Annotated in this window: 19 protein-coding genes; 15 read left to right on the top strand and 4 right to left on the bottom strand. The window is 55.9% G+C overall.

Annotated elements, in window-relative coordinates; translation table 11 throughout:
- Positions 1 to 28: 28 nt before the first annotated feature.
- On the bottom strand, positions 29 to 835 hold the full coding sequence (locus A6013_RS22515; protein WP_045631330.1) for a dienelactone hydrolase family protein: 807 nt from the start codon (positions 833 to 835) through the stop codon (positions 29 to 31).
- A gap of 255 nt (positions 836 to 1090) precedes the next feature.
- Between A6013_RS22515 and udp the strand changes: the two genes are divergently transcribed.
- From udp to tatD, 9 genes are all read left to right on the top strand, one after another.
- Complete coding sequence (udp, locus tag A6013_RS22510) at positions 1091 to 1852, top strand: uridine phosphorylase (RefSeq protein ID WP_003860792.1); 762 nt, start codon at positions 1091 to 1093, stop codon at positions 1850 to 1852.
- Positions 1853 to 1991: 139 nt separating this feature from the next.
- Positions 1992 to 3449, top strand: a complete 1458-nt coding sequence (gene rmuC, locus A6013_RS22505; RefSeq protein WP_063944120.1) for a DNA recombination protein RmuC — start codon at positions 1992 to 1994, stop codon at positions 3447 to 3449.
- Positions 3450 to 3515: 66 nt separating this feature from the next.
- The gene (gene ubiE / locus A6013_RS22500) at positions 3516 to 4271 is read left to right on the top strand and encodes a bifunctional demethylmenaquinone methyltransferase/2-methoxy-6-polyprenyl-1,4-benzoquinol methylase UbiE (protein WP_028014779.1); all 756 of its coding nucleotides are present in this window, start codon (positions 3516 to 3518) and stop codon (positions 4269 to 4271) included.
- A 13-nt stretch (positions 4272 to 4284) separates the two neighbouring features.
- A complete protein-coding gene (gene ubiJ, locus A6013_RS22495; RefSeq protein ID WP_028014778.1) occupies positions 4285 to 4890 on the top strand; it encodes a ubiquinone biosynthesis protein UbiJ in 606 nt (201 codons plus the stop codon).
- Positions 4887 to 6527 carry a ubiquinone biosynthesis regulatory protein kinase UbiB gene (gene ubiB, locus A6013_RS22490; RefSeq protein WP_028014777.1) on the top strand — a complete coding sequence of 547 codons (1641 nt, stop codon included), beginning with the start codon at positions 4887 to 4889 and terminating at the stop codon, positions 6525 to 6527. The genes ubiJ and ubiB overlap by 4 nt, the downstream gene beginning before the upstream one ends.
- 76 nt (positions 6528 to 6603) lie before the next feature.
- The gene (tatA, locus tag A6013_RS22485) at positions 6604 to 6858 is read left to right on the top strand and encodes a Sec-independent protein translocase subunit TatA (protein ID WP_013099238.1); all 255 of its coding nucleotides are present in this window, start codon (positions 6604 to 6606) and stop codon (positions 6856 to 6858) included.
- A gap of 3 nt (positions 6859 to 6861) precedes the next feature.
- Complete coding sequence (gene tatB / locus A6013_RS22480; RefSeq protein WP_028014776.1) at positions 6862 to 7404, top strand: Sec-independent protein translocase protein TatB; 543 nt, start codon at positions 6862 to 6864, stop codon at positions 7402 to 7404.
- A gap of 2 nt (positions 7405 to 7406) precedes the next feature.
- Positions 7407 to 8177, top strand: a complete 771-nt coding sequence (tatC, locus tag A6013_RS22475) for a Sec-independent protein translocase subunit TatC (RefSeq protein ID WP_069733802.1) — start codon at positions 7407 to 7409, stop codon at positions 8175 to 8177.
- 41 nt (positions 8178 to 8218) lie between these two features.
- Complete coding sequence (gene tatD, locus A6013_RS22470; protein WP_069733801.1) at positions 8219 to 9001, top strand: 3'-5' ssDNA/RNA exonuclease TatD; 783 nt, start codon at positions 8219 to 8221, stop codon at positions 8999 to 9001.
- Here tatD and rfaH read toward each other — a convergent pair.
- Positions 8998 to 9489 carry a transcription/translation regulatory transformer protein RfaH gene (gene rfaH, locus A6013_RS22465; protein ID WP_047366709.1) on the bottom strand — a complete coding sequence of 164 codons (492 nt, stop codon included), beginning with the start codon at positions 9487 to 9489 and terminating at the stop codon, positions 8998 to 9000. The two genes, tatD and rfaH, sit on opposite strands and share 4 nt — an antisense overlap.
- Positions 9490 to 9659: 170 nt before the next feature.
- Between rfaH and ubiD the strand changes: the two genes are divergently transcribed.
- Together ubiD and fre are read left to right on the top strand one after the other, a co-directional pair.
- Positions 9660 to 11153 carry a 4-hydroxy-3-polyprenylbenzoate decarboxylase gene (gene ubiD / locus A6013_RS22460; protein WP_028014773.1) on the top strand — a complete coding sequence of 498 codons (1494 nt, stop codon included), beginning with the start codon at positions 9660 to 9662 and terminating at the stop codon, positions 11151 to 11153.
- Between the two features lie 42 nt (positions 11154 to 11195).
- Complete coding sequence (fre, locus tag A6013_RS22455; protein ID WP_028014772.1) at positions 11196 to 11897, top strand: NAD(P)H-flavin reductase; 702 nt, start codon at positions 11196 to 11198, stop codon at positions 11895 to 11897.
- A 182-nt stretch (positions 11898 to 12079) separates the two neighbouring features.
- On the opposite strand, the gene fadA is transcribed toward fre, so the two are convergent.
- Complete coding sequence (gene fadA, locus A6013_RS22450) at positions 12080 to 13243, bottom strand: acetyl-CoA C-acyltransferase FadA (protein ID WP_008501515.1); 1164 nt, start codon at positions 13241 to 13243, stop codon at positions 12080 to 12082.
- Between the two features lie 9 nt (positions 13244 to 13252).
- Positions 13253 to 15442, bottom strand: coding sequence for a fatty acid oxidation complex subunit alpha FadB (gene fadB / locus A6013_RS22445; RefSeq protein ID WP_045260977.1), 2190 nt, complete (start codon positions 15440 to 15442; stop codon positions 13253 to 13255).
- Between the two features lie 190 nt (positions 15443 to 15632).
- Between fadB and pepQ the strand changes: the two genes are divergently transcribed.
- From pepQ to hemG, 4 genes are read left to right on the top strand one after another with little or no spacing between them, the layout of a single operon-like run.
- The gene (gene pepQ / locus A6013_RS22440; protein WP_028014769.1) at positions 15633 to 16964 is read left to right on the top strand and encodes a Xaa-Pro dipeptidase; all 1332 of its coding nucleotides are present in this window, start codon (positions 15633 to 15635) and stop codon (positions 16962 to 16964) included.
- On the top strand, positions 16964 to 17578 hold the full coding sequence (locus A6013_RS22435; RefSeq protein WP_059357721.1) for an IMPACT family protein: 615 nt from the start codon (positions 16964 to 16966) through the stop codon (positions 17576 to 17578). Before pepQ ends, A6013_RS22435 begins: the two co-directional genes overlap by 1 nt.
- Before the next feature lie 40 nt (positions 17579 to 17618).
- A complete protein-coding gene (gene trkH / locus A6013_RS22430; protein ID WP_013099227.1) occupies positions 17619 to 19070 on the top strand; it encodes a Trk system potassium transporter TrkH in 1452 nt (483 codons plus the stop codon).
- A gap of 10 nt (positions 19071 to 19080) precedes the next feature.
- Positions 19081 to 19626, top strand: a complete 546-nt coding sequence (hemG, locus tag A6013_RS22425; protein WP_048959733.1) for a menaquinone-dependent protoporphyrinogen IX dehydrogenase — start codon at positions 19081 to 19083, stop codon at positions 19624 to 19626.
- Positions 19627 to 19909 lie beyond the last annotated feature (283 nt).

Genomic DNA, 19909 nt, shown 5'->3' with positions numbered 1-19909 from the left:
GTAAGGCGCAGTCGCCCCCGGGCTTTTTTTATGCTTTCTTCCCACCGTACTGGCTAAACCATGCCAGCATTCTCTGCCAGCCATCTTTCGCGGATTCCGCGTGATAGCTCGGACGATAATCGGCATTAAACGCGTGTCCGGCATCGGGATACACCACGATTTCGGCCTTCGCGTTCGCCGCCCGCAGCGCGTGGCGCATCGTCTCGACGGTATCAAGCGGAATGCCGGTATCCTGGCCGCCATACAGCCCTAACACCGGGGCATTGAGATCGGTAGCGATATCAACCGGATGCTTCGGTGAGTTCAGCGTCTTTTCGCCCACCAGTTTGCCGTACCAGGCAACGGCGGCTTTCAGCTGCGGGTTATGCGCGGCATACAGCCAGCTAATGCGTCCACCCCAGCAGAAACCGGTGACCATTAAGCGGTGCGGGTCGCCGCCGTTGCGCGCCGCCCAGCTGGCGACGTGGTCTAGGTCTGCCAGCACCTGCGCGTCCGGCACTTTGCTGACCAGGTTGCTGAAGAGCGTCGGGATATCACTGTAGTCATTCGGATCGCCCTGACGGAAGTAGAGCTCTGGCGCAACGGCCAGATAACCCTCTAGCGCCAGGCGGCGGCAGAGGTCGCGAATATGTTCGTGAACGCCGAAAATCTCCTGAACCACAATCACGATGGGCAGCGGGCCGTCTGCTGACTTTGGCCGCGCGTGCCAGGCAGGCATATTTTCTCCCTGAGAGGGGATGGAGGTCTCGCCTGCCGTAATGGCCTCTTCTGAGGTTGAGACGATGGTTGAAGCATGTGGAGCCGCAGCAGGTGCAAATCCGGTTTTTTCAGTCATGGCATTCTCCGTACCAATGAGTTAGCGCAAAGGTAAATATAGACACCAGGTTAACAACTCACAGTGCCTTAAACGGTCTATCTTTTGTGCAGCACCGGACGATATAACTTGTTAATGTGATGTGAGTCACCTTTTGATGGAAATTCAATGCAATCATTTTCATTCATGGTGAGATGTGTCACGAAATTATGCTTACCGCTTCTGTAAAGTACCGTTTTACTTCTTCTGACTAACCGACCCACAGAGGAGTCACCTATGTCTAAGTCTGATGTTTTTCATCTCGGCCTCACTAAAAATGATTTACAAGGGGCTACGCTCGCTATCGTCCCTGGCGACCCAGAGCGTGTGGAAAAGATCGCCGCGCTGATGGATAAGCCGGTCAAGCTGGCTGCCCATCGTGAATTCACCACCTGGCGCGCAGAGCTGGATGGCAAAGCGGTGATTGTGTGCTCTACCGGTATCGGTGGCCCGTCTACCTCTATTGCCGTGGAAGAGCTGGCGCAGCTGGGCATTCGTACTTTCCTGCGTATCGGCACCACCGGCGCGATTCAGCCGCACATTAACGTCGGCGACGTGCTGGTGACGACCGCATCCGTGCGTCTGGACGGCGCAAGCCTGCACTTTGCACCGATGGAATTCCCGGCAGTGGCTGACTTCGAGTGCACCACCGCGCTGGTTGAAGCGGCGAAATCCGTGGGCGCAACCACTCATGTGGGCGTAACTGCCTCTTCTGATACCTTCTATCCGGGCCAGGAGCGTTACGACACCTTCTCAGGCCGCGTAGTGAGCCGCTTCAAAGGCTCAATGGAAGAGTGGCAATCCATGGGCGTGATGAACTACGAGATGGAATCCGCAACGTTGCTGACCATGTGCGCAAGCCAGGGTCTGCGTGCCGGTATGGTGGCGGGCGTTATCGTCAACCGTACCCAGCAGGAGATCCCGAACGCCGAAACCATGAAGCAGACAGAAAGTCACGCGGTGAAAATCGTGGTTGAAGCGGCTCGCCGCCTGATCTAGTCCTCCTCTCTGAGATAAAAGGCCGACGCGTTCGGCCTTTATTTTTTGCGTAGCGCCTCGCAGGAAAACCCTTTCAAACTGGACGTTTATACAGCACAATCTTATTTTGTGCGGGTAATACGTTGATGCAGGGGGCATTGTGGATATCTCAATCCTGATTTATGCGGTAATTGCGCTGGCGGGCGTGGCGATAGGCTGGCTGATATCCAGCTATCAGCATGTACAGCAGAAGGCCGAGCAGTTGGCTGAACGCGAAGAGATCGTCGCCGATTTAAGCGCCGCAAAACAGCAGCTTGCCCTAAGCGACCACTGGCGCGACGAGTGTGAACTGCTCAATAACGAACTGCGTAACCTGCGTGATATCAACACCTCGCTGGAGGCCGATCTCCGCGAAGTGACTACCCGCCTTGAATCCACCCAGCTGCATGCCGAAGACAAAATCCGCCAGATGATCAACAGCGAGCAGCGCCTCAGCGAGCAGTTCGAGAACCTCGCCAACCGCATTTTCGAGCACAGCAACCGCCGCGTTGATGAGCAAAATCGCCAGAGCCTGAACAGCCTGCTGACGCCGCTGCGCGAACAGCTGGACGGCTTTCGCCGTCAGGTACAGGACAGCTTTGGTCAGGAAGCCCGCGAACGCCACACGCTGGCGCATGAGATCCGCAATCTTCAACAGCTGAATGCCCAGATGGCGCAGGAAGCGGTCAACCTGACGCGGGCGCTGAAAGGCGATAACAAAACCCAGGGTAACTGGGGGGAAGTGGTGCTCACCCGCGTGCTGGAGGCCTCTGGCCTGCGGGAAGGGTATGAATACGAAACGCAGGTGAGTATCGAAAACGATGCCCGCTCGCGAATGCAGCCGGATGTGATTGTGCGTCTGCCGCAGGGCAAAGATGTGGTCATTGACGCCAAAATGACGCTGGTGGCCTATGAGCGCTACTTCAACGCTGAAGATGACTATACGCGCGAATCGGCGCTGCAGGAGCACATTGCCTCCGTGCGTAACCATATTCGCCTGCTGGGTAGAAAGGATTATCAGCAACTGCCGGGGCTGCGCTCGCTGGACTACGTGCTGATGTTTATCCCGGTCGAACCCGCGTTTTTGCTGGCGCTCGACAGACAGCCCGAACTGATCACCGAAGCGCTGAAAAATAACATTATGCTGGTCAGCCCCACCACGCTGCTGGTGGCCTTACGCACCATTGCGAACCTGTGGCGCTATGAGCACCAGAGCCGTAACGCGCAGCAGATTGCCGACCGCGCCAGCAAGCTGTACGACAAAATGCGCCTCTTCGTGGACGACATGTCCTCCGTCGGGCAAAGCCTGGATCGTGCGCAGGATAACTACCGCCAGGCGATGAAAAAGCTCTCCTCCGGGCGTGGCAACCTGCTTGCGCAGGCTGAAGCATTCCGCAGCCTGGGAGTGGAGGTTAAACGCGAGATTAATCCGGAATTGGTCGAACAGGCCACAGCGCAGGACGAAGAGTTCCGACTGCGTGAGGGCGGGGATGAACAAAATACCCCCAACCAGGACAACGATTTAGCGGCGGATTTATCGCCAGACGAGCAGCCAGCGCGTTTCTTTCGCGGTGGTTGAATCGTAGGGCAATTGCGCCCAATCTGTTACACTTCACGAACATTTGACTGATTAGCAGGCTCTGAGATGGTTGACGATTCACAAGACACGACGCACTTTGGCTTTCAGACTGTAGCCAAAGCGCAGAAAGCTGACATGGTGGCCCACGTATTTCATTCCGTGGCGGCGAAGTACGATGTGATGAATGACTTGATGTCGTTCGGCATTCATCGCTTGTGGAAGCGCTTCACCATCGACTGCAGCGGTGTGCGTCGTGGACAAACGGTTCTCGATCTGGCTGGCGGTACGGGCGATCTGACGGCGAAATTCTCCCGTCTGGTGGGCGAAACCGGTCGCGTTGTACTGGCTGATATTAATGACTCCATGCTTAAAATGGGACGCGAAAAGCTGCGTAACATCGGCGTGGTGGGTAACGTGGAATACGTGCAGGCCAACGCCGAAGCGCTGCCGTTCCCGGACAATACTTTTGACTGCATCACGATTTCCTTCGGTCTGCGTAACGTCACCGATAAAGAAAAAGCACTGCGTTCCATGTACCGCGTGCTGAAGCCGGGTGGACGCCTGCTGGTGCTCGAGTTCTCTAAACCGATTATCGATCCGCTGAGCAAAGCCTACGACGCATATTCCTTCCACGTGCTGCCGCGTATTGGCGAACTGGTGGCAAACGACGCGGAAAGCTATCGCTATCTGGCGGAATCAATTCGCATGCATCCGGATCAGGACACCTTAAAAGCCATGATGCAGGATGCGGAATTTGAGAACGTTGAGTACTTCAACATGACGGCGGGTGTCGTCGCGCTGCATCGCGGTTACAAATTCTGAGTGGAGGTGTCCCGTGCCCTTTAAACCCTTAGTCACTGCAGGCATCGAGAATGTGCTGAATGCCTTCCTGTATCGCGCTCCGGCGCTGAAAGCCGCACGTCAGCGGCTAAACGGGAAGGTACTGCGCATTGTGTTAAAAGAGTTCTCGACGCCGCTCGTGCTGGTTTTCAGCGAACGTCAGCTTGACGTTCTGGGTGAGTGGGAAGGTGAAGCTGATTGCTCGGTCATTACCCATATGAGCGTGCTGCCAAAACTGCGCGATCGCCAGCAATTAACGGCGCTTATCCGCAGCGGTGAGCTGGAAGTGGAAGGCGACATCCAGGTCGTGCAGAACTTCGTTGCGCTCAGCGATCTGGCTGAGTTTGACCCGGCAGAGCTGCTGGCGCCTTTTATTGGCGACATCGCCGCTGAAGGGATCGGGAAAGTTATTCATGGCGGCACGGCGTTCCTGCGCAAAAATCTGCAACGCCAACAGCGTTATGCCGCGGAAGTGCTGACCGAAGAGTGGCGCATGGCGCCCGGGCCGCTGGAAGTTGCGTGGTTCGCAGAAGAGACGGCCGCGGTTGAACGTGCGGTTGATGCCCTAAGCAAACGGCTGGAAAAACTGGAGGGCAAATGACGCCTGGTGAAATTCGGCGCCTCTATTTTATCATCCACACCTTTTTGAGTTACGGGCTCGACGAGCTCATCCCCAAAATGCGTATCACGCTGCCGCTCAGGATCTGGCGGCGGACGCTGTTCTGGATGCCAAATCGACATAAAGGTCAGCCGCTGGGTGAACGCCTGCGTCTGGCACTGCAGGAGCTCGGCCCGGTATGGATTAAGTTCGGACAGATGCTCTCAACCCGCCGCGATCTCTTCCCGCCGCACATTGCCGATGAACTGGCGATGCTGCAGGACCGTGTCGCCCCGTTTGACGGGGTGAGAGCGAAGAAACAGATCGAGGAGGCGATGGGTAACCTTCCCGTTGAAACCTGGTTTGACGATTTCGAAATAGAACCGCTGGCGTCGGCTTCTATCGCTCAGGTGCACACTGCGCGTCTGAAAGAGAACGGCAAAGAGGTGGTGATCAAGGTGATCCGCCCGGATATCCTGCCGATTATCAAAGCCGACATGAAGCTAATTTATCGTCTGGCGCGCTGGGTTCCGCGTCTGCTGCCGGACGGCCGTCGACTGCGCCCGATGGAAGTGGTGCGGGAATATGAAAAAACGCTGATTGATGAGCTTAATCTGCTGCGTGAATCGGCAAACGCCATTCAGCTGCGCCGCAATTTTGAAAACAGCCCGATGCTCTACGTGCCTGAAGTCTATTCTGACTATTGCAGCCAGAACATGATGGTCATGGAGCGCATCTACGGTATTCCGGTTTCGGATGTGGTGGCCCTGGAGAAGCAGGGAACGAACATGAAGCTGCTGGCCGAACGTGGCGTGCAGGTCTTCTTTACCCAGGTATTCCGCGACAGTTTTTTCCATGCGGACATGCATCCGGGCAATATCTTCGTGAGCTATGAGCATCCTGAGGATCCGAAATACATCGGTATCGACTGCGGAATTGTGGGCTCGCTGAATAAAGAAGATAAACGTTATCTGGCTGAGAACTTCATCGCCTTCTTCAACCGCGACTACCGTAAGGTGGCCGAGCTGCATGTGGATTCCGGCTGGGTTCCGCCAGACACCAACGTCGAAGAGTTCGAGTTTGCTATCCGTACCGTTTGCGAACCGATTTTTGAAAAACCGCTGGCAGAGATCTCTTTTGGACACGTGCTGTTAAACCTGTTCAATACGGCCCGCCGCTTTAATATGGAAGTTCAGCCACAGTTAGTTTTACTTCAGAAAACATTACTTTACGTTGAGGGTGTAGGTCGACAACTCTATCCTCAGTTAGACTTGTGGAAGACGGCTAAACCTTTCCTGGAATCCTGGATTAAGGATCAGGTTGGCCTTCCAGCGCTGGTGCGTTCGCTGAAAGAGAAAGGACCGTTCTGGATCGAAAAAATGCCTGAAATTCCTGAACTGGTTTACGACAGTTTGCGTCAGAGCAAGAATCTTCAGCACAGCATGGATAAAATCGCCCGCGAGCTTCAGTCCAGCCGTGTGCGCCAGGGACAGTCACGCTACCTCTTTGGCATTGGCGCAACGCTGCTGCTGAGCGGTACGTTGCTGCTGATCAACCGTCCTGACTGGCAGATGATGCCCGCCTGGCTGATGGCTGGCGGGGTTGTTGTCTGGCTTGCAGGATGGAGAAAAACGCGCTGAGTTTGCATCGCCATCGACAGGTCGCATACGTATAATGCGACCTGACCAATTAATCATCTATCCCTGAGGAATATGTATGGGTGGTATCAGTATCTGGCAATTAGTCATTATTGCCGTCATCGTTGTGCTGCTGTTTGGCACCAAAAAGCTCGGTTCTATTGGTTCCGATCTGGGCGCGTCTATCAAAGGCTTCAAGAAAGCAATGAGCGATGATGAGAGCAAGCAGGATAAAACCAGCCAGGACGCTGACTTTACTGCTAAATCCATCTCCGATAAGCAAGAAGATGCCAAAAAGGAAGACGCTAAACGCCACGATAAAGAGCAGGTGTAAGTCGTGTTCGACATTGGTTTTAGTGAGCTGCTGCTGGTCTTTGTGATTGGTCTGATCGTGCTGGGGCCGCAGCGTCTGCCGGTAGCGGTGAAAACCGTCGTGGGCTGGGTTCGAGCGCTAAGATCGCTGGCTTCGACCGTTCAGAACGAGCTGGCGCAGGAACTTAAGCTGCAGGAGTTTCAGGAAAGCCTGAAAAAGGTTGAGAAGGCGAGCATGGATAACCTGACGCCGGAACTGAAAGCCTCAATGGATGAGCTGCGCGAAGCGGCGGAATCCATGAAGCGCTCTTACAGCGTTAACGATCCTGAAAAAGCGAGCGATGAAGCGAACACTATTCATAACCCGGTGGTGAAGGACAGCGAAGCGCAGCGTGAGGGCGTGACGCCAGCGAGTGCGGAGCACCAGGCCGCAGCGCCTGAACAAACGCCGCAGGAAACTGAACTGAAAAAACAGGCGCAGCCGGAAGAGCCGGTGGTAAAAGCGGCTGAAGCGAAACCCGCCGCGCCCGTTTCCGAATCATCCCCCTCGTCGAGTGATAAAGCGTAACTATGGCAGTAGATGATACTCAACCGCTTATTACGCACCTTATTGAGCTGCGTAAGCGCCTGTTAAACTGCATTATTGCGGTATTCCTCATATTCCTGTGCCTGGTCTATTTCGCCAACGATATTTATCAGGTGGTTTCTGCGCCGCTGATCAAGCAGATGCCGCTGGGGGCAACGATGATTGCAACAGACGTTGCATCACCGTTTTTCACCCCTATTAAGCTCACCTTCTGGGTGTCGTTGATTGCGTCTGCACCCGTCATCCTTTATCAGGTATGGGCATTTGTGGCGCCAGCACTGTACAGGCACGAACGTAAACTGGTGATCCCGCTGCTGGTCTCCAGTTCGCTGCTGTTCTATATCGGCATGGCGTTTGCCTACTTCGTTGTCTTCCCGCTGGCCTTTAGCTTCCTGACGCATACCGCGCCGGAAGGGGTTCAGGTATCGACGGATATCGCCAGCTACCTCAGCTTTGTGATGGCGCTGTTTATGGCGTTCGGTGTGGCGTTTGAAGTGCCGGTGGCCATTGTGCTGCTCTGCTGGGTTGGGGTAACCACCCCTGATGACCTGCGTAAGAAGCGTCCCTATATTCTGGTGGGCGCCTTCGTAGTCGGCATGCTGCTGACGCCGCCGGACGTCTTCTCACAAACGCTGCTGGCAATACCGATGTACTGCCTGTTTGAGGTTGGCGTATTCTTCTCGCGTTTCTACGTGGGAAAAGGACGCCGGTCGGACGATGAAGACGATGCGTCCGAAAAGACCACTGAAGAGTAAAACCAGCCGCCCGTCAGGGCGGTTGTTCTATGGGGAATCGCATGTTTGATATCGGACTCAACCTGACCAGCTCGCAGTTTGCCAAAGATCGTGACGAGGTGGTTGCGCGTGCTTTTGAGGCTGGCGTAAAAGGGCTGCTCCTGACCGGGACCAACCTGCATGAGAGCGAGCAGGCGCTGCTGTTGGCGCAACGCTATCAACACTGCTGGTCAACCGCCGGCGTCCACCCTCATGACAGCAGCCAGTGGACGGCGGAGAGCGCAGAAACCCTGCGCAGGCTGGCAAAAACGGCAGAGGTGGTGGCTATTGGCGAGTGCGGGCTCGATTTTAACCGCAACTTCTCCACGCCTGAAGAACAGGAAAAGGCGTTCACTGCCCAGCTTGCGCTGGCGGCAGAGCTTGAAATGCCCGTCTTTATGCACTGTCGCGACGCGCATGAACGTTTTCTCGCACTGCTGGACCCGTGGCTGGATAAACTGACCGGCGCAGTGCTCCACTGCTTCACCGGGTCTCGCCAGGAAGCGCTGGATTGCCTGAACCGCGGTTTGTATCTGGGGATCACCGGTTGGGTGTGTGATGAGCGCCGCGGGCTTGAGCTTCGCGAGCTGCTGCCGATAATCCCGGCAGACCGTTTGCTTCTTGAAACCGATGCGCCATACCTGCTGCCGCGAGATATGAAGCCCAAACCGGCATCGCGGCGAAACGAGCCCGCCTTGCTGGGGCACATAGTTGAGCGCGTAGCGCACTGGCGTGGAGAGGATCCGCACTGGCTTTCCGCTCAGACGGATGACAACGTGCGTCGCCTGTTCGGGATAAACGTTTAAACTTTGCGGAAGTCGGTGTTTTTCACGCTCTGCAGCACCTGCTTGTTCAGCAGATTGAGCAACAGCATGGAGCGCGCTTCACCGTCCGGCTCGGCGAAAATCGCCTGCAGGCCTTCGAATGCGCCTTCGGTAATGACGACGCTATCACCCGCGTAAGGGGTTTCCGGGTCGGTGATCCCTTCAGGCTGTTGATAAACAGACAGCTGATGAATGACGGTCGACGGAACGATTGCCGGGTGGGCACCAAAACGAACGAAGTGGCTGACGCCGCGCGTTGCGCTGATGGTAGTGGTGTGGATCACCTCAGGGTCGAACTCCACAAACAGATAGTTCGGGAATAAAGGCTCACTGACGGTTGTGCGCTTCCCGCGCTGCATTTTTTCAAGCGTGATCACGGGTGTCAGACAATTTACAGACTGACGTTCAAGATGTTCCTGCGCGCGCTGAAGTTGCCCGCGTTTGCAATACAGTAAATACCAGGCCTGCATAATCACTCTTTCCCTTAGTTCGGGGCGCAAGCATATCAAAACCCTGGAGGGATCGCTAAGTTGATTATAATGGGGGAAATTCGAACACAGCGGATAAGTTCACGCTAATTTAACAAAATTACAGCATCAAGCAGGCTTACGCCGTATAATGAAGCGCTTACAGAGAGGCCATGACTAACTGCATGAAATACCACGATCTCCGCGACTTCCTGACGCTGCTGGAAAAGCAGGGTGAACTGAAACGCATTACACTTCCTGTTGATCCTTATCTGGAAATGACAGAAATTGCTGACCGCACCCTGCGTGCCGGTGGCCCTGCATTACTGTTTGAAAATCCAAAAGGTTACTCAATGCCGGTGCTGTGCAACCTGTTTGGCACCCCGCGTCGTGTCGCGCTGGGAATGGGGCAGGAAGACGTTACCGCGCTGCGTGAAGTGGGGAAACTGCTGGCATTTCTGAAAGAGCCTGAGCCACCGAAAGGTTTCCGCGATCTGTTCGATAAGCTGCCGCAGTTTAAGCAGGTGTTGAACATGCCCACCAAACGCCTGCGCGGCGCGCCGTGTCAGCAGAAAGTGCTGGAAGGCGATGCGGTGGATCTCACCAAAATCCCTATCATGCAGTGCTGGCCTGAAGATGCTGCGCCGCTGATAACCTGGGGCCTCACCGTGACGCGCGGACCGCATAAAGAGCGGCAAAACCTCGGTATTTATCGCCAGCAGCTAATTGGCAAGAATAAGCTCATCATGCGCTGGCTGTCGCACCGCGGCGGCGCGCTGGATTTCCAGGAGTGGTGTGCTGCACATCCGGGTGAACGGTTCCCGGTGTCTGTCGCGTTAGGTGCCGATCCGGCCACCATTCTGGGGGCGGTCACGCCCGTACCGGATACGCTCTCTGAATATGCGTTTGCTGGCCTGCTGCGCGGGACTAAAACCGAGGTCGTGAAGTGTATCTCCAACGATCTCGAAGTGCCGGCCAGCGCCGAAATTGTGCTGGAAGGTTACATTGAGCAGGGTGAAATGGCGCCAGAAGGCCCATACGGCGACCATACCGGCTATTACAACGAAGTGGATAACTTCCCGGTGTTTACCGTCACGCATGTTACTCAGCGTGAAGATGCGATTTATCACTCCACCTATACTGGCCGCCCACCGGATGAACCGGCGGTGCTCGGCGTGGCGCTGAACGAAGTATTTGTGCCGATCCTGCAAAAGCAGTTCCCGGAAATCGTTGATTTTTATCTGCCGCCTGAAGGATGCTCGTATCGCATGGCGGTGGTCACGATGAAGAAGCAGTATCCCGGACATGCTAAACGCGTGATGATGGGCGTATGGTCTTTCCTGCGCCAGTTTATGTATACCAAATTTGTTATTGTCTGCGATGATGACGTTAACGCCCGTGACTGGAACGACGTTATCTGGGCGATAACCACGCGAATGGATCCTGCGCGTGATACGGTGTTAGTCGAAAATACGCCGATAGATTATCTGGATTTTGCCTCGCCGGTTTCCGGTCTTGGCTCAAAGATGGGACTGGATGCCACAAATAAATGGCCTGGCGAAACCGACCGTGAATGGGGTCGCCCGATCAAAAAAGATCCTGCTGTGACCGCGCGAATTGACGCGATCTGGGACGAACTGGCCATAATGAATAACGGTAAACCCTGAGCTGACCGTTAAGCCCTATAGACTTCCCGACAGAGAGAGCGAATGACAACCTTAAGCTGTAAAGTGACGTCGGTAGATGCTATTACCGACACCGTATATCGCGTCCGTTTGGTTCCTGAAGCGGCATTCTCATTCCGTGCCGGCCAGTACCTGATGGTGGTGATGGATGAGCGTGATAAGCGTCCTTTCTCTATGGCCTCTACGCCAGCAGAGCAGGAATTTATTGAGCTGCATATTGGTGCGTCTGAGCTTAACCTGTACGCGATGGCCGTGATGGACCGCATCCTGAAAGAGCGTGAGATTGTGGTCGACATTCCTCACGGCGACGCGTGGTTGCGTGATGACGAAGACCGTCCGCTGATTCTGATCGCGGGCGGTACGGGCTTCTCCTATGTGCGCTCTATTCTGTTGACCGCGCTGGCGCGTAATCCAGACCGTGACATCACCATCTACTGGGGCGGCCGCGAAGAGAAGCACCTGTACGACCTGTCTGAACTGGAAGCGCTGAGCGTTAACCATCCTAACCTGCGCATTGAGCCAGTGGTCGAGCAGCCGGAAGAGGGCTGGCGTGGACGTAGCGGGACGGTGCTGACGGCGGTACTGCAGGATCACGGCACGCTGGCAGGACATGATATCTACATTGCAGGCCGTTTCGAGATGGCGAAAATTGCCCGCGACCTGTTCTGTAACGAACGCGATGCGCGTGAAGATCGCCTGTTTGGCGATGCGTTTGCGTTTATCTAAATAAAAAGCCCGCCCCTGACAGGCGGGAAGAACGGCAACTAAACTGTCTCTCTTCGCCAATGACGCCATAACTGCGTTGGCTGCGCTCGGTCACCCGAATCACTTACTAATGTAAGCTCATCGGGATTCGCTCGCTTGCCGCCTTGTTCTGACGTCATTGGCTTTGAGATACTTTTCCTTACTTACACTCTCTCAAACACCGTCGCGATACCCTGACCCAGGCCGATACACATCGTTGCCAGACCAAACTGGGCATCTTTGCGTTCCATCAGGTTAATCAGCGTCGTGCTGATACGCGCCCCGGAACAGCCCAGCGGGTGACCGAGGGCGATCGCGCCGCCGTTGAGGTTAATCTTCTCGTCGATCTGCTCCATCAGCCCCAGATCTTTAATGCACGGCAGGATCTGCGCGGCAAACGCTTCGTTCATCTCGAACAGATCGATATCGCTGGCAGTTAAGCCCGCTTTTTTCAGCGCCAGCTTCGAGGCCGGAACTGGGCCGTAACCCATGATTGAAGGATCGCAGCCCACCACCGCCATCGAACGCACGCGAGCGCGTGGCGTCAGGCCCAGCTCGCGGGCGCGGCTTTCGCTCATCACCAGCATCGCGGCGGCACCGTCGGACAGCGCCGACGACGTCCCTGCCGTTACCGTACCGGTGACCGGATCAAATGCCGGACGCAGGGTAGAAAGCGCTTCGACCGTCGTTTCCGGACGAATGACTTCGTCGTAGCTGAACTGCTTCAGTACGCCGTCTGCATCGTGGCCCCCGGTCGGGATGATCTCATTCTTGAAGGCACCGGACTGCGTGGCGGCCCAGGCGCGGGCGTGAGAGCGCGCGGCAAAAGCATCCTGCATTTCACGACTGATGCCGTGCAGGCGGGAGAGCATCTCGGCGGTCAGGCCCATCATGCCTGCGGCTTTCGCCACGTTGCGGCTCATGCCCGGATGGAAATCGACCCCGTGGCTCATCGGCACGTGGCCCATGTGTTCAACGCCGCCGACCAGACAGGCCTGCGCATCGCCGGTCATGATCATGCGCGCCGCGTCGTGCAGGGCCTGCATCGACGAACCGCACAGGCGGTTGACGGTAACGGCCGGAACCGAATGCGGGATCTCCGCCAGCAGCGACGCGTTGCGGGCGATGTTGAAGCCCTGCTCCAGCGTTTGCTGCACGCAGCCCCAGTAGATATCGTCGAGCGCTGCTGGGTCCAGCGCCGGGTTACGCGCCAGCAGGCTACGCATCAGGTGCGCGGAGAGATCTTCCGCTCGCACGTTACGGAACGCACCGCCTTTTGAACGGCCCATCGGGGTGCGAATCGCATCAACAATGACAACCTTTTCCATTGTGACTCCTTAAGCCGTTTTCAGCGCGCCAACCGGACGGGCTGGCTCAACTGCTGGATAGTAGGGTTCGTTATGGCGCGCTTTGTTACGCAGCCCTTCCGGCACTTCATAAAGCGGGCCGAGGTGCTGATACTGTTGCGCCATATCGAGATAGCGGGCGCTGCCGAGCGTATCCAGCCAGCGGAACGCGCCGCCGTGGAACGGAGGGAAGCCCAGGCCATATACCAACGCCATATCCGCTTCTGCCGGGCTGGCGATAATGCCTTCTTCCAGGCAACGGACCACTTCGTTGATCATCGGAATCATCATGCGGGCAATAATTTCGTCGTCGGTGAAGTCGCGTTTCGGCTGGCATACGTCGGCCAGCAGGCCATCCACCGCCGCATCTTCTTCTTTCTTCGGTTTGCCTTTGCTGTCTTCTTTATAACGCCAGAAGCCCAGGCCGTTTTTCTGTCCGAAGCGGTTGGCGTCAAAGAGGGCGTCAATGGCATCGCGATAATCTTTCTGCATGCGCTGCGGGAAGCCCGCCGCCATGACGGCCTGCGCGTGGTGGGCGGTATCAATGCCGACGACGTCCAGCAGATACGCCGGGCCCATCGGCCAGCCGAACTGTTTTTCCATTACTTTGTCGATTTTGCGGAAGTCCGCGCCGTCGCGCAGTAGTTGGCTGAAGCCGGCGAAGTACGGGAACAGCACGCGGTTCACGAAGAAACCTGGACAGTCATTAACGACGATCGGCGTTTTACCCATCTTGCTTGCCCACGCCACGACTTTAGCGATGGTTTCGTCAGAGGTTTTTTCTCCACGGATCACTTCGACCAGTGGCATACGGTGTACCGGGTTGAAGAAGTGCATTCCGCAGAAGTTTTCCGGACGCTTCAGCACGCTCGCCAGTTCGCTGATGGGGATTGTGGAGGTGTTTGAGGCCAGGACGGCGTCCGGGCGAACCTTGTCTTCCGTTTCCGCCAGCACCGCTTTTTTGACTTTCGGGTTCTCAACGACCGCTTCAACCACCACGTCCACACGGTCGAAACCGCTGTATTCCAGCACAGGCTGGATGGTTGAGATCACGCCTGCGAGCTTCAGCCCGTCAATTTTTCCGCGCTCAAGCTGTTTATTCAGCAGCTTGGCGGCTTCGGTCATGCCCAGCGTCAGAGATTTCTCGTTGATGTCTTTCATCACTACCGGCACGCCTTTCCAGGCCGACTGGTAAGCGATGCCGCCGCCCATAATACCGGCGCCGAGTACCGCCGCGTGTTTTGGCGTCTCAACGTTTTTGGTCAGCTGTTTGGCTTTGCCTTTCACGAACTGATCGTTGAGGAAGATGCCAACCAGCGCGCGGGCTTCATTGGTGTGCGCCAGTGGAACAAAGCTCTGGTTTTCCAGCTTCAGGGCTTCGTCGCGGCCAAAGCGGGCTGCCGCTTCAATGGTTTTCACCGCCGTGATTGGCGCCGGGTAGTGTTTACCCGCCGTCTGCATCACCATGCCTTTGGCGATGGTGAAGCTCATGGTGGCTTCAATCTTGCTGAGCTTTAACGGCTCGAGCTTCGGCTGACGTTTGGCCTTCCAGTCGAGGTCGCCGTTAATCGCCTGACGCAGAATGGCGAGTGCACCTTCAACCAGCTTCTCTGGTTTCACGACGCCGTCGACCAGACCAATTTTCTGCGCCTGTTCTGCACCCACGTCTTTACCGGCGGCAATGATTTCCAGGGCGCTGTCGGCGCCCAGCATGCGGGGCATACGCACGGAACCGCCAAAGCCCGGCATGATGCCCAGCTTGGTTTCCGGCAGGCCGATACGCAGGTCCGGCGTCGCCAGACGGTAGTCGGTCGCCAGCACGCACTCGCAGCCGCCGCCCAGCGCGTAGCCGTTCACGGCAGAGATCGTTGGAACAGGCAGATCTTCCAGACGATTAAAGACGCTGTTGGCAAAGTGCAGCCACTGGCTCAGCTGTTCTTCCGGAACCTGGAACAGCGAAAGGAATTCGGTGATATCGGCACCGACGATAAAGGCCGCTTTGTTAGAACGCAGCAGCAGCCCTTTTAATTCAGATTGCTTTTCAAGTACTTCTAGCGCCTGGCCAAGACTGGCCACCGTCGCGGTATCAAGCTTATTCACTGAGCCGGGGGCATCGAACACCAGTTCGGCAATGCCATCTTCCAGCCAGTTGAGGTACAGGGTGTCGCCTTTGTAAAGCATGTCAGTCTCCTGAATCCAGCAAGTGGATCTGGTCATACCAGATGAGACGGAGTGTGGAATTTATGTTAATAAAATGCAAATTACTCATTAAGAAATTGCTGCGTTGATCACGGTCGGTGGAAATCACGCAGCCGGAGTGAGGTGTGCTAAGATGCGATGACTTGAGGTCAAAAAAACGAAAGGAAGAATGATGGACTCACTGGCTTCGCTTTATAAAAATCATATCGTTACCCTACAGGAACGTACCCGCGATGTACTGGCCCGCTTCAAGCTGGATGCTCTTCTGATCCACTCCGGCGAGCTGATGAATACTTTTCTTGATGACCACGCCTATCCGTTTAAGGTTAACCCGCAGTTTAAAGCCTGGGTGCCGGTGACACAGGTTCCGAATTGCTGGCTGCTGGTGGACGGCGTGAACAAGCCGAAACTGTGGTTCTACCTGCCGGTTGATTACTGGCACAACGTCGAACCGCTGCCGACCTCTTTCTGGACCGAAGAAATTGAGGTGATCGCCCTGCCAAAAGCGGACGGCATTGGCAGCCAGCTGCCAGCGGCGCGCGGCAACATCGGCTACATTGGCCCTGTACCTGAACGTGCGCTCGGTCTGGATATTCCGGCAGACAAACTCAATCCGAAAGGCGTGCTGGATTACCTGCACTATTACCGCGCGTATAAAACCGACTATGAACTCTACTGCATGCGTGAAGCGCAAAAAACGGCGGTGAATGGCCACCGCGCCGCGCACGAAGCGTTCCAGTCAGGCATGAGCGAGTTCGATATCAACCTGGCCTACCTGACCGCAACCGGTCATCGTGACACCGACGTACCGTACAGCAACATCGTCGCGCTGAATGAGCACGCGTCTGTTCTCCACTACACCAAACTGGATCATCAGGTTCCGTCTGAGATGCGCAGCTTCCTGCTGGACGCAGGCGCAGAGTACAACGGCTATGCGGCCGATCTGACCCGCACCTGGGCGGCGAATGCGGATACCGATTTTGCGCAGCTTATTAAGGACGTCAACGACGAACAGCTGGCGCTGATTGGCACCATGAAGGCCGGAACCAGCTACGTGGATTACCACATCCAGTTCCATCAGCGCATTGCTAAACTGCTGCGTAAGCATCAGATTGTGAAAGACATGAGCGAAGAGGCGATGGTCGAAAACGACCTGACTGGACCATTCATGCCGCACGGTATCGGCCACCCGCTGGGCCTGCAGGTTCACGACGTTGCGGGCTTCATGCAGGATGATACCGGCACGCACCTGGCGGCACCGTCTAAATATCCTTACCTGCGCTGCACCCGTATTCTTGAGCCGCGCATGGTATTGACCATCGAGCCGGGGATCTACTTTATTGAATCCCTGCTGGCGCCGTGGCGTGAAGGGCAGTTCAGCAAGCACTTCAACTGGGAAAAAATCGACGCGCTGAAACCGTTTGGCGGCATTCGTATCGAAGATAACGTGGTGGTTCACGAGAACGGTATCGAGAATATGACGCGAGACCTGAAGCTGGCCTGATGGAAAGCTGGCTGATACCGGCTGAACCGGTCACCTTTGTTGAGGAAATCAAGAAAAGCCGCTTTATTACGCTGCTGGCGCACACCGACGGCGTAGAGGCGGCGAAAGCGTTTGTCGAGTCCGTTCGCGCGGAGCACCCTGACGCACGTCACCACTGCGTGGCGTGGGTGGCAGGGACACCGGACGATTCGCAACAGCTCGGTTTTTCAGACGACGGTGAACCGGCGGGCACAGCCGGTAAACCCATGCTCTCCCAGCTGATGGGCAGCGGCGTGGGTGAAATTACCGCCGTGGTGGTGCGCTACTACGGCGGCATCCTGTTAGGTACGGGCGGGCTGGTTAAAGCGTATGGCGGTGGCGTTCAGCAGGCACTGAATATCCTGACGACCACCCGCAAAACGCCGCTCACCGAATATACTTTATTGTGCGATTACGCTCAGCTATCGGGCATTGAAACACTGCTCAAACAATTTAACGGCGTGATTGCGCACAGTGATTACCAGGCAATGGTGCAATTACGCGTGGCGCTTCCTCAGGCAGAACTGGCTGCTTTTTCAGCAAAACTGGCTGATTTCAGTCGCGGTTCGTTGCAATTGCTGCCGATTGAAGAATAATCCCCACCTCACTTTTTGAATACCAAAGGAAGCGGCAGAGATGCATTTTCGTGCCATAACCCGAATCGTTGGACTGCTGGTCATACTCTTTTCGGGGACGATGATTCTCCCTGGACTGGTGGCGCTTATCTACCGGGACGGCGCGGGGCGGGCTTTTACCCAGACCTTCTTTGTCGCGCTGGCGATCGGCTCGCTGCTGTGGTGGCCGAACCGTCGTCAGAAAGGTGAGCTGAAATCTCGCGAAGGCTTTCTGATTGTGGTCCTGTTCTGGACGGTGCTGGGAAGCGTCGGTTCGCTGCCCTTTATCTTCTCTGAGCAGCCTAACCTCAGCATCACGGATGCCTTTTTTGAATCGTTTTCCGGTTTAACGACCACCGGTGCGACGACGCTGGTGGGGCTGGATTCGTTACCCCACGCTATTCTCTTTTATCGCCAGATGCTGCAGTGGTTCGGGGGGATGGGGATCATCGTCCTGGCGGTGGCCATCCTGCCGATTCTGGGCGTCGGGGGGATGCAGCTGTACAGGGCTGAAATGCCGGGGCCGTTGAAAGACAACAAGATGCGTCCGCGTATTGCCGAGACGGCGAAAACCCTGTGGTTGATTTATGTTTTGCTGACGGTAGCCTGCGCGCTGGCGCTGTGGTTTGCCGGGATGCCTGCCTTCGATGCTATCGGGCACAGCTTTGCGACAATTGCCATTGGCGGGTTCTCCACTCACGATGCCAGCGTGGGGTACTTCGACAGCCCAACGATTAACACCATCATTGCGATTTTCCTGCTGATCTCTGGCTGTAACTACGGCCTGCACTTCTCTTTACTGAGCGGACGTAGTCTGAAGGTGTACTGGCGCGATCCTGAGTTTCGCATGTTCATTGGCGTCCAGCTTACCCTGGTCGTCATCTGCACCCTGGTGCTGTGGTTCCATGATGTTTACAACTCGGCGCTGACCACGCTCAATCAGGCGTTTTTCCAGGTGGTGTCGATGGCGACGACCGCCGGGTTTACCACGGACAGCATCGCGCGCTGGCCGCTGTTCCTGCCGGTACTTCTGCTGTGCTCCGCGTTTATCGGCGGCTGCGCCGGGTCGACGGGCGGTGGCCTGAAGGTGATTCGTATTCTGCTGCTGTTCAAACAGGGGAACCGTGAGCTGAAGCGCCTGGTCCACCCGAACGCGGTCTACAGCATTAAGCTGGGGAACCGCGCGCTGCCGGAACGTATCCTCGAAGCGGTGTGGGGGTTCTTCTCGGCGTATGCGCTGGTCTTTATCGTCAGCATGCTGGCGATCATCGCGACGGGAGTGGATGATTTCTCCGCCTTTGCGTCCGTCGTCGCAACACTGAACAACCTCGGGCCTGGCCTGGGGGTTGTGGCGGATAACTTTGCCAGCATGAACCCGGTTGCGAAATGGATCCTTATTGCCAATATGCTGTTTGGTCGTCTTGAGGTCTTTACGCTGCTGGTACTGTTTACCCCAACATTCTGGCGCGAATAAGGAGCCGTTGATGAAAACACTGATTCTTTTCTCTACGCGAGACGGACAAACGCGTGAGATTGCCGCGTATCTGGCGTCGGAATTAAAAGAGCTGGGCATTTACTCGGATGTGGTGAACCTGAATCGCGCGGAGGAGATTGCCTGGCAGGAGTACGATCGCGTGGTGATTGGCGCCTCCATTCGTTACGGACACTTCCATCCGGCGCTGGATCGCTTTGTGAAAAAGCATACGGCGGTACTCAACACATTGCCGGGCGCGTTTTACTCGGTCAATCTGGTTGCCCGTAAAGCTGAGAAGCGTACGCCGCAGACCAACAGCTACACGCGTAAGTTTTTACTCAGCTCGCCGTGGCAACCGGATCTGTGCGCCGTCTTTGCCGGTGCGCTGCGCTATCCTCGCTACCGCTGGTATGACCGCTTCATGATTCGCCTGATAATGAAGATGACGGGTGGCGAAACCGATACGCGTAAAGAAGTGGTTTATACCGACTGGTCGCAGGTGGCCAGTTTTGCGCGGGAAATTGCCCATTTAGCGGGCGATTCGCGACTTAAATAAGCGTTAAGTTTGAAAAGTGAGCGAACGAAAAGTTTTTTGTATTTTGTGCTTGTCACTTCAGAATAACTCCCTATAATGCGCCTCCACTGACACGGAACAACGGCACACACGCCGCCGGGTCAGCAGAGAAAAGCAAAATAAACGCTTGACTCTGAAGCGGGAAAGCGTAATATGCACACCCCGCGCCGCAGCGAAAACGAAGCGGCACTGCTCTTTAACAATTTATCAGACAATCTGTGTGGGCACTCAAAGTGACATGGATTCTTAACGTCCTCGGACGAAA

The organism is Enterobacter sp. IF2SW-B1, assembly GCF_001743375.1.
Lineage (GTDB): Bacteria > Pseudomonadota > Gammaproteobacteria > Enterobacterales > Enterobacteriaceae > Enterobacter > Enterobacter bugandensis.
This window is presented reverse-complemented; position numbering and strand designations above follow the sequence as displayed.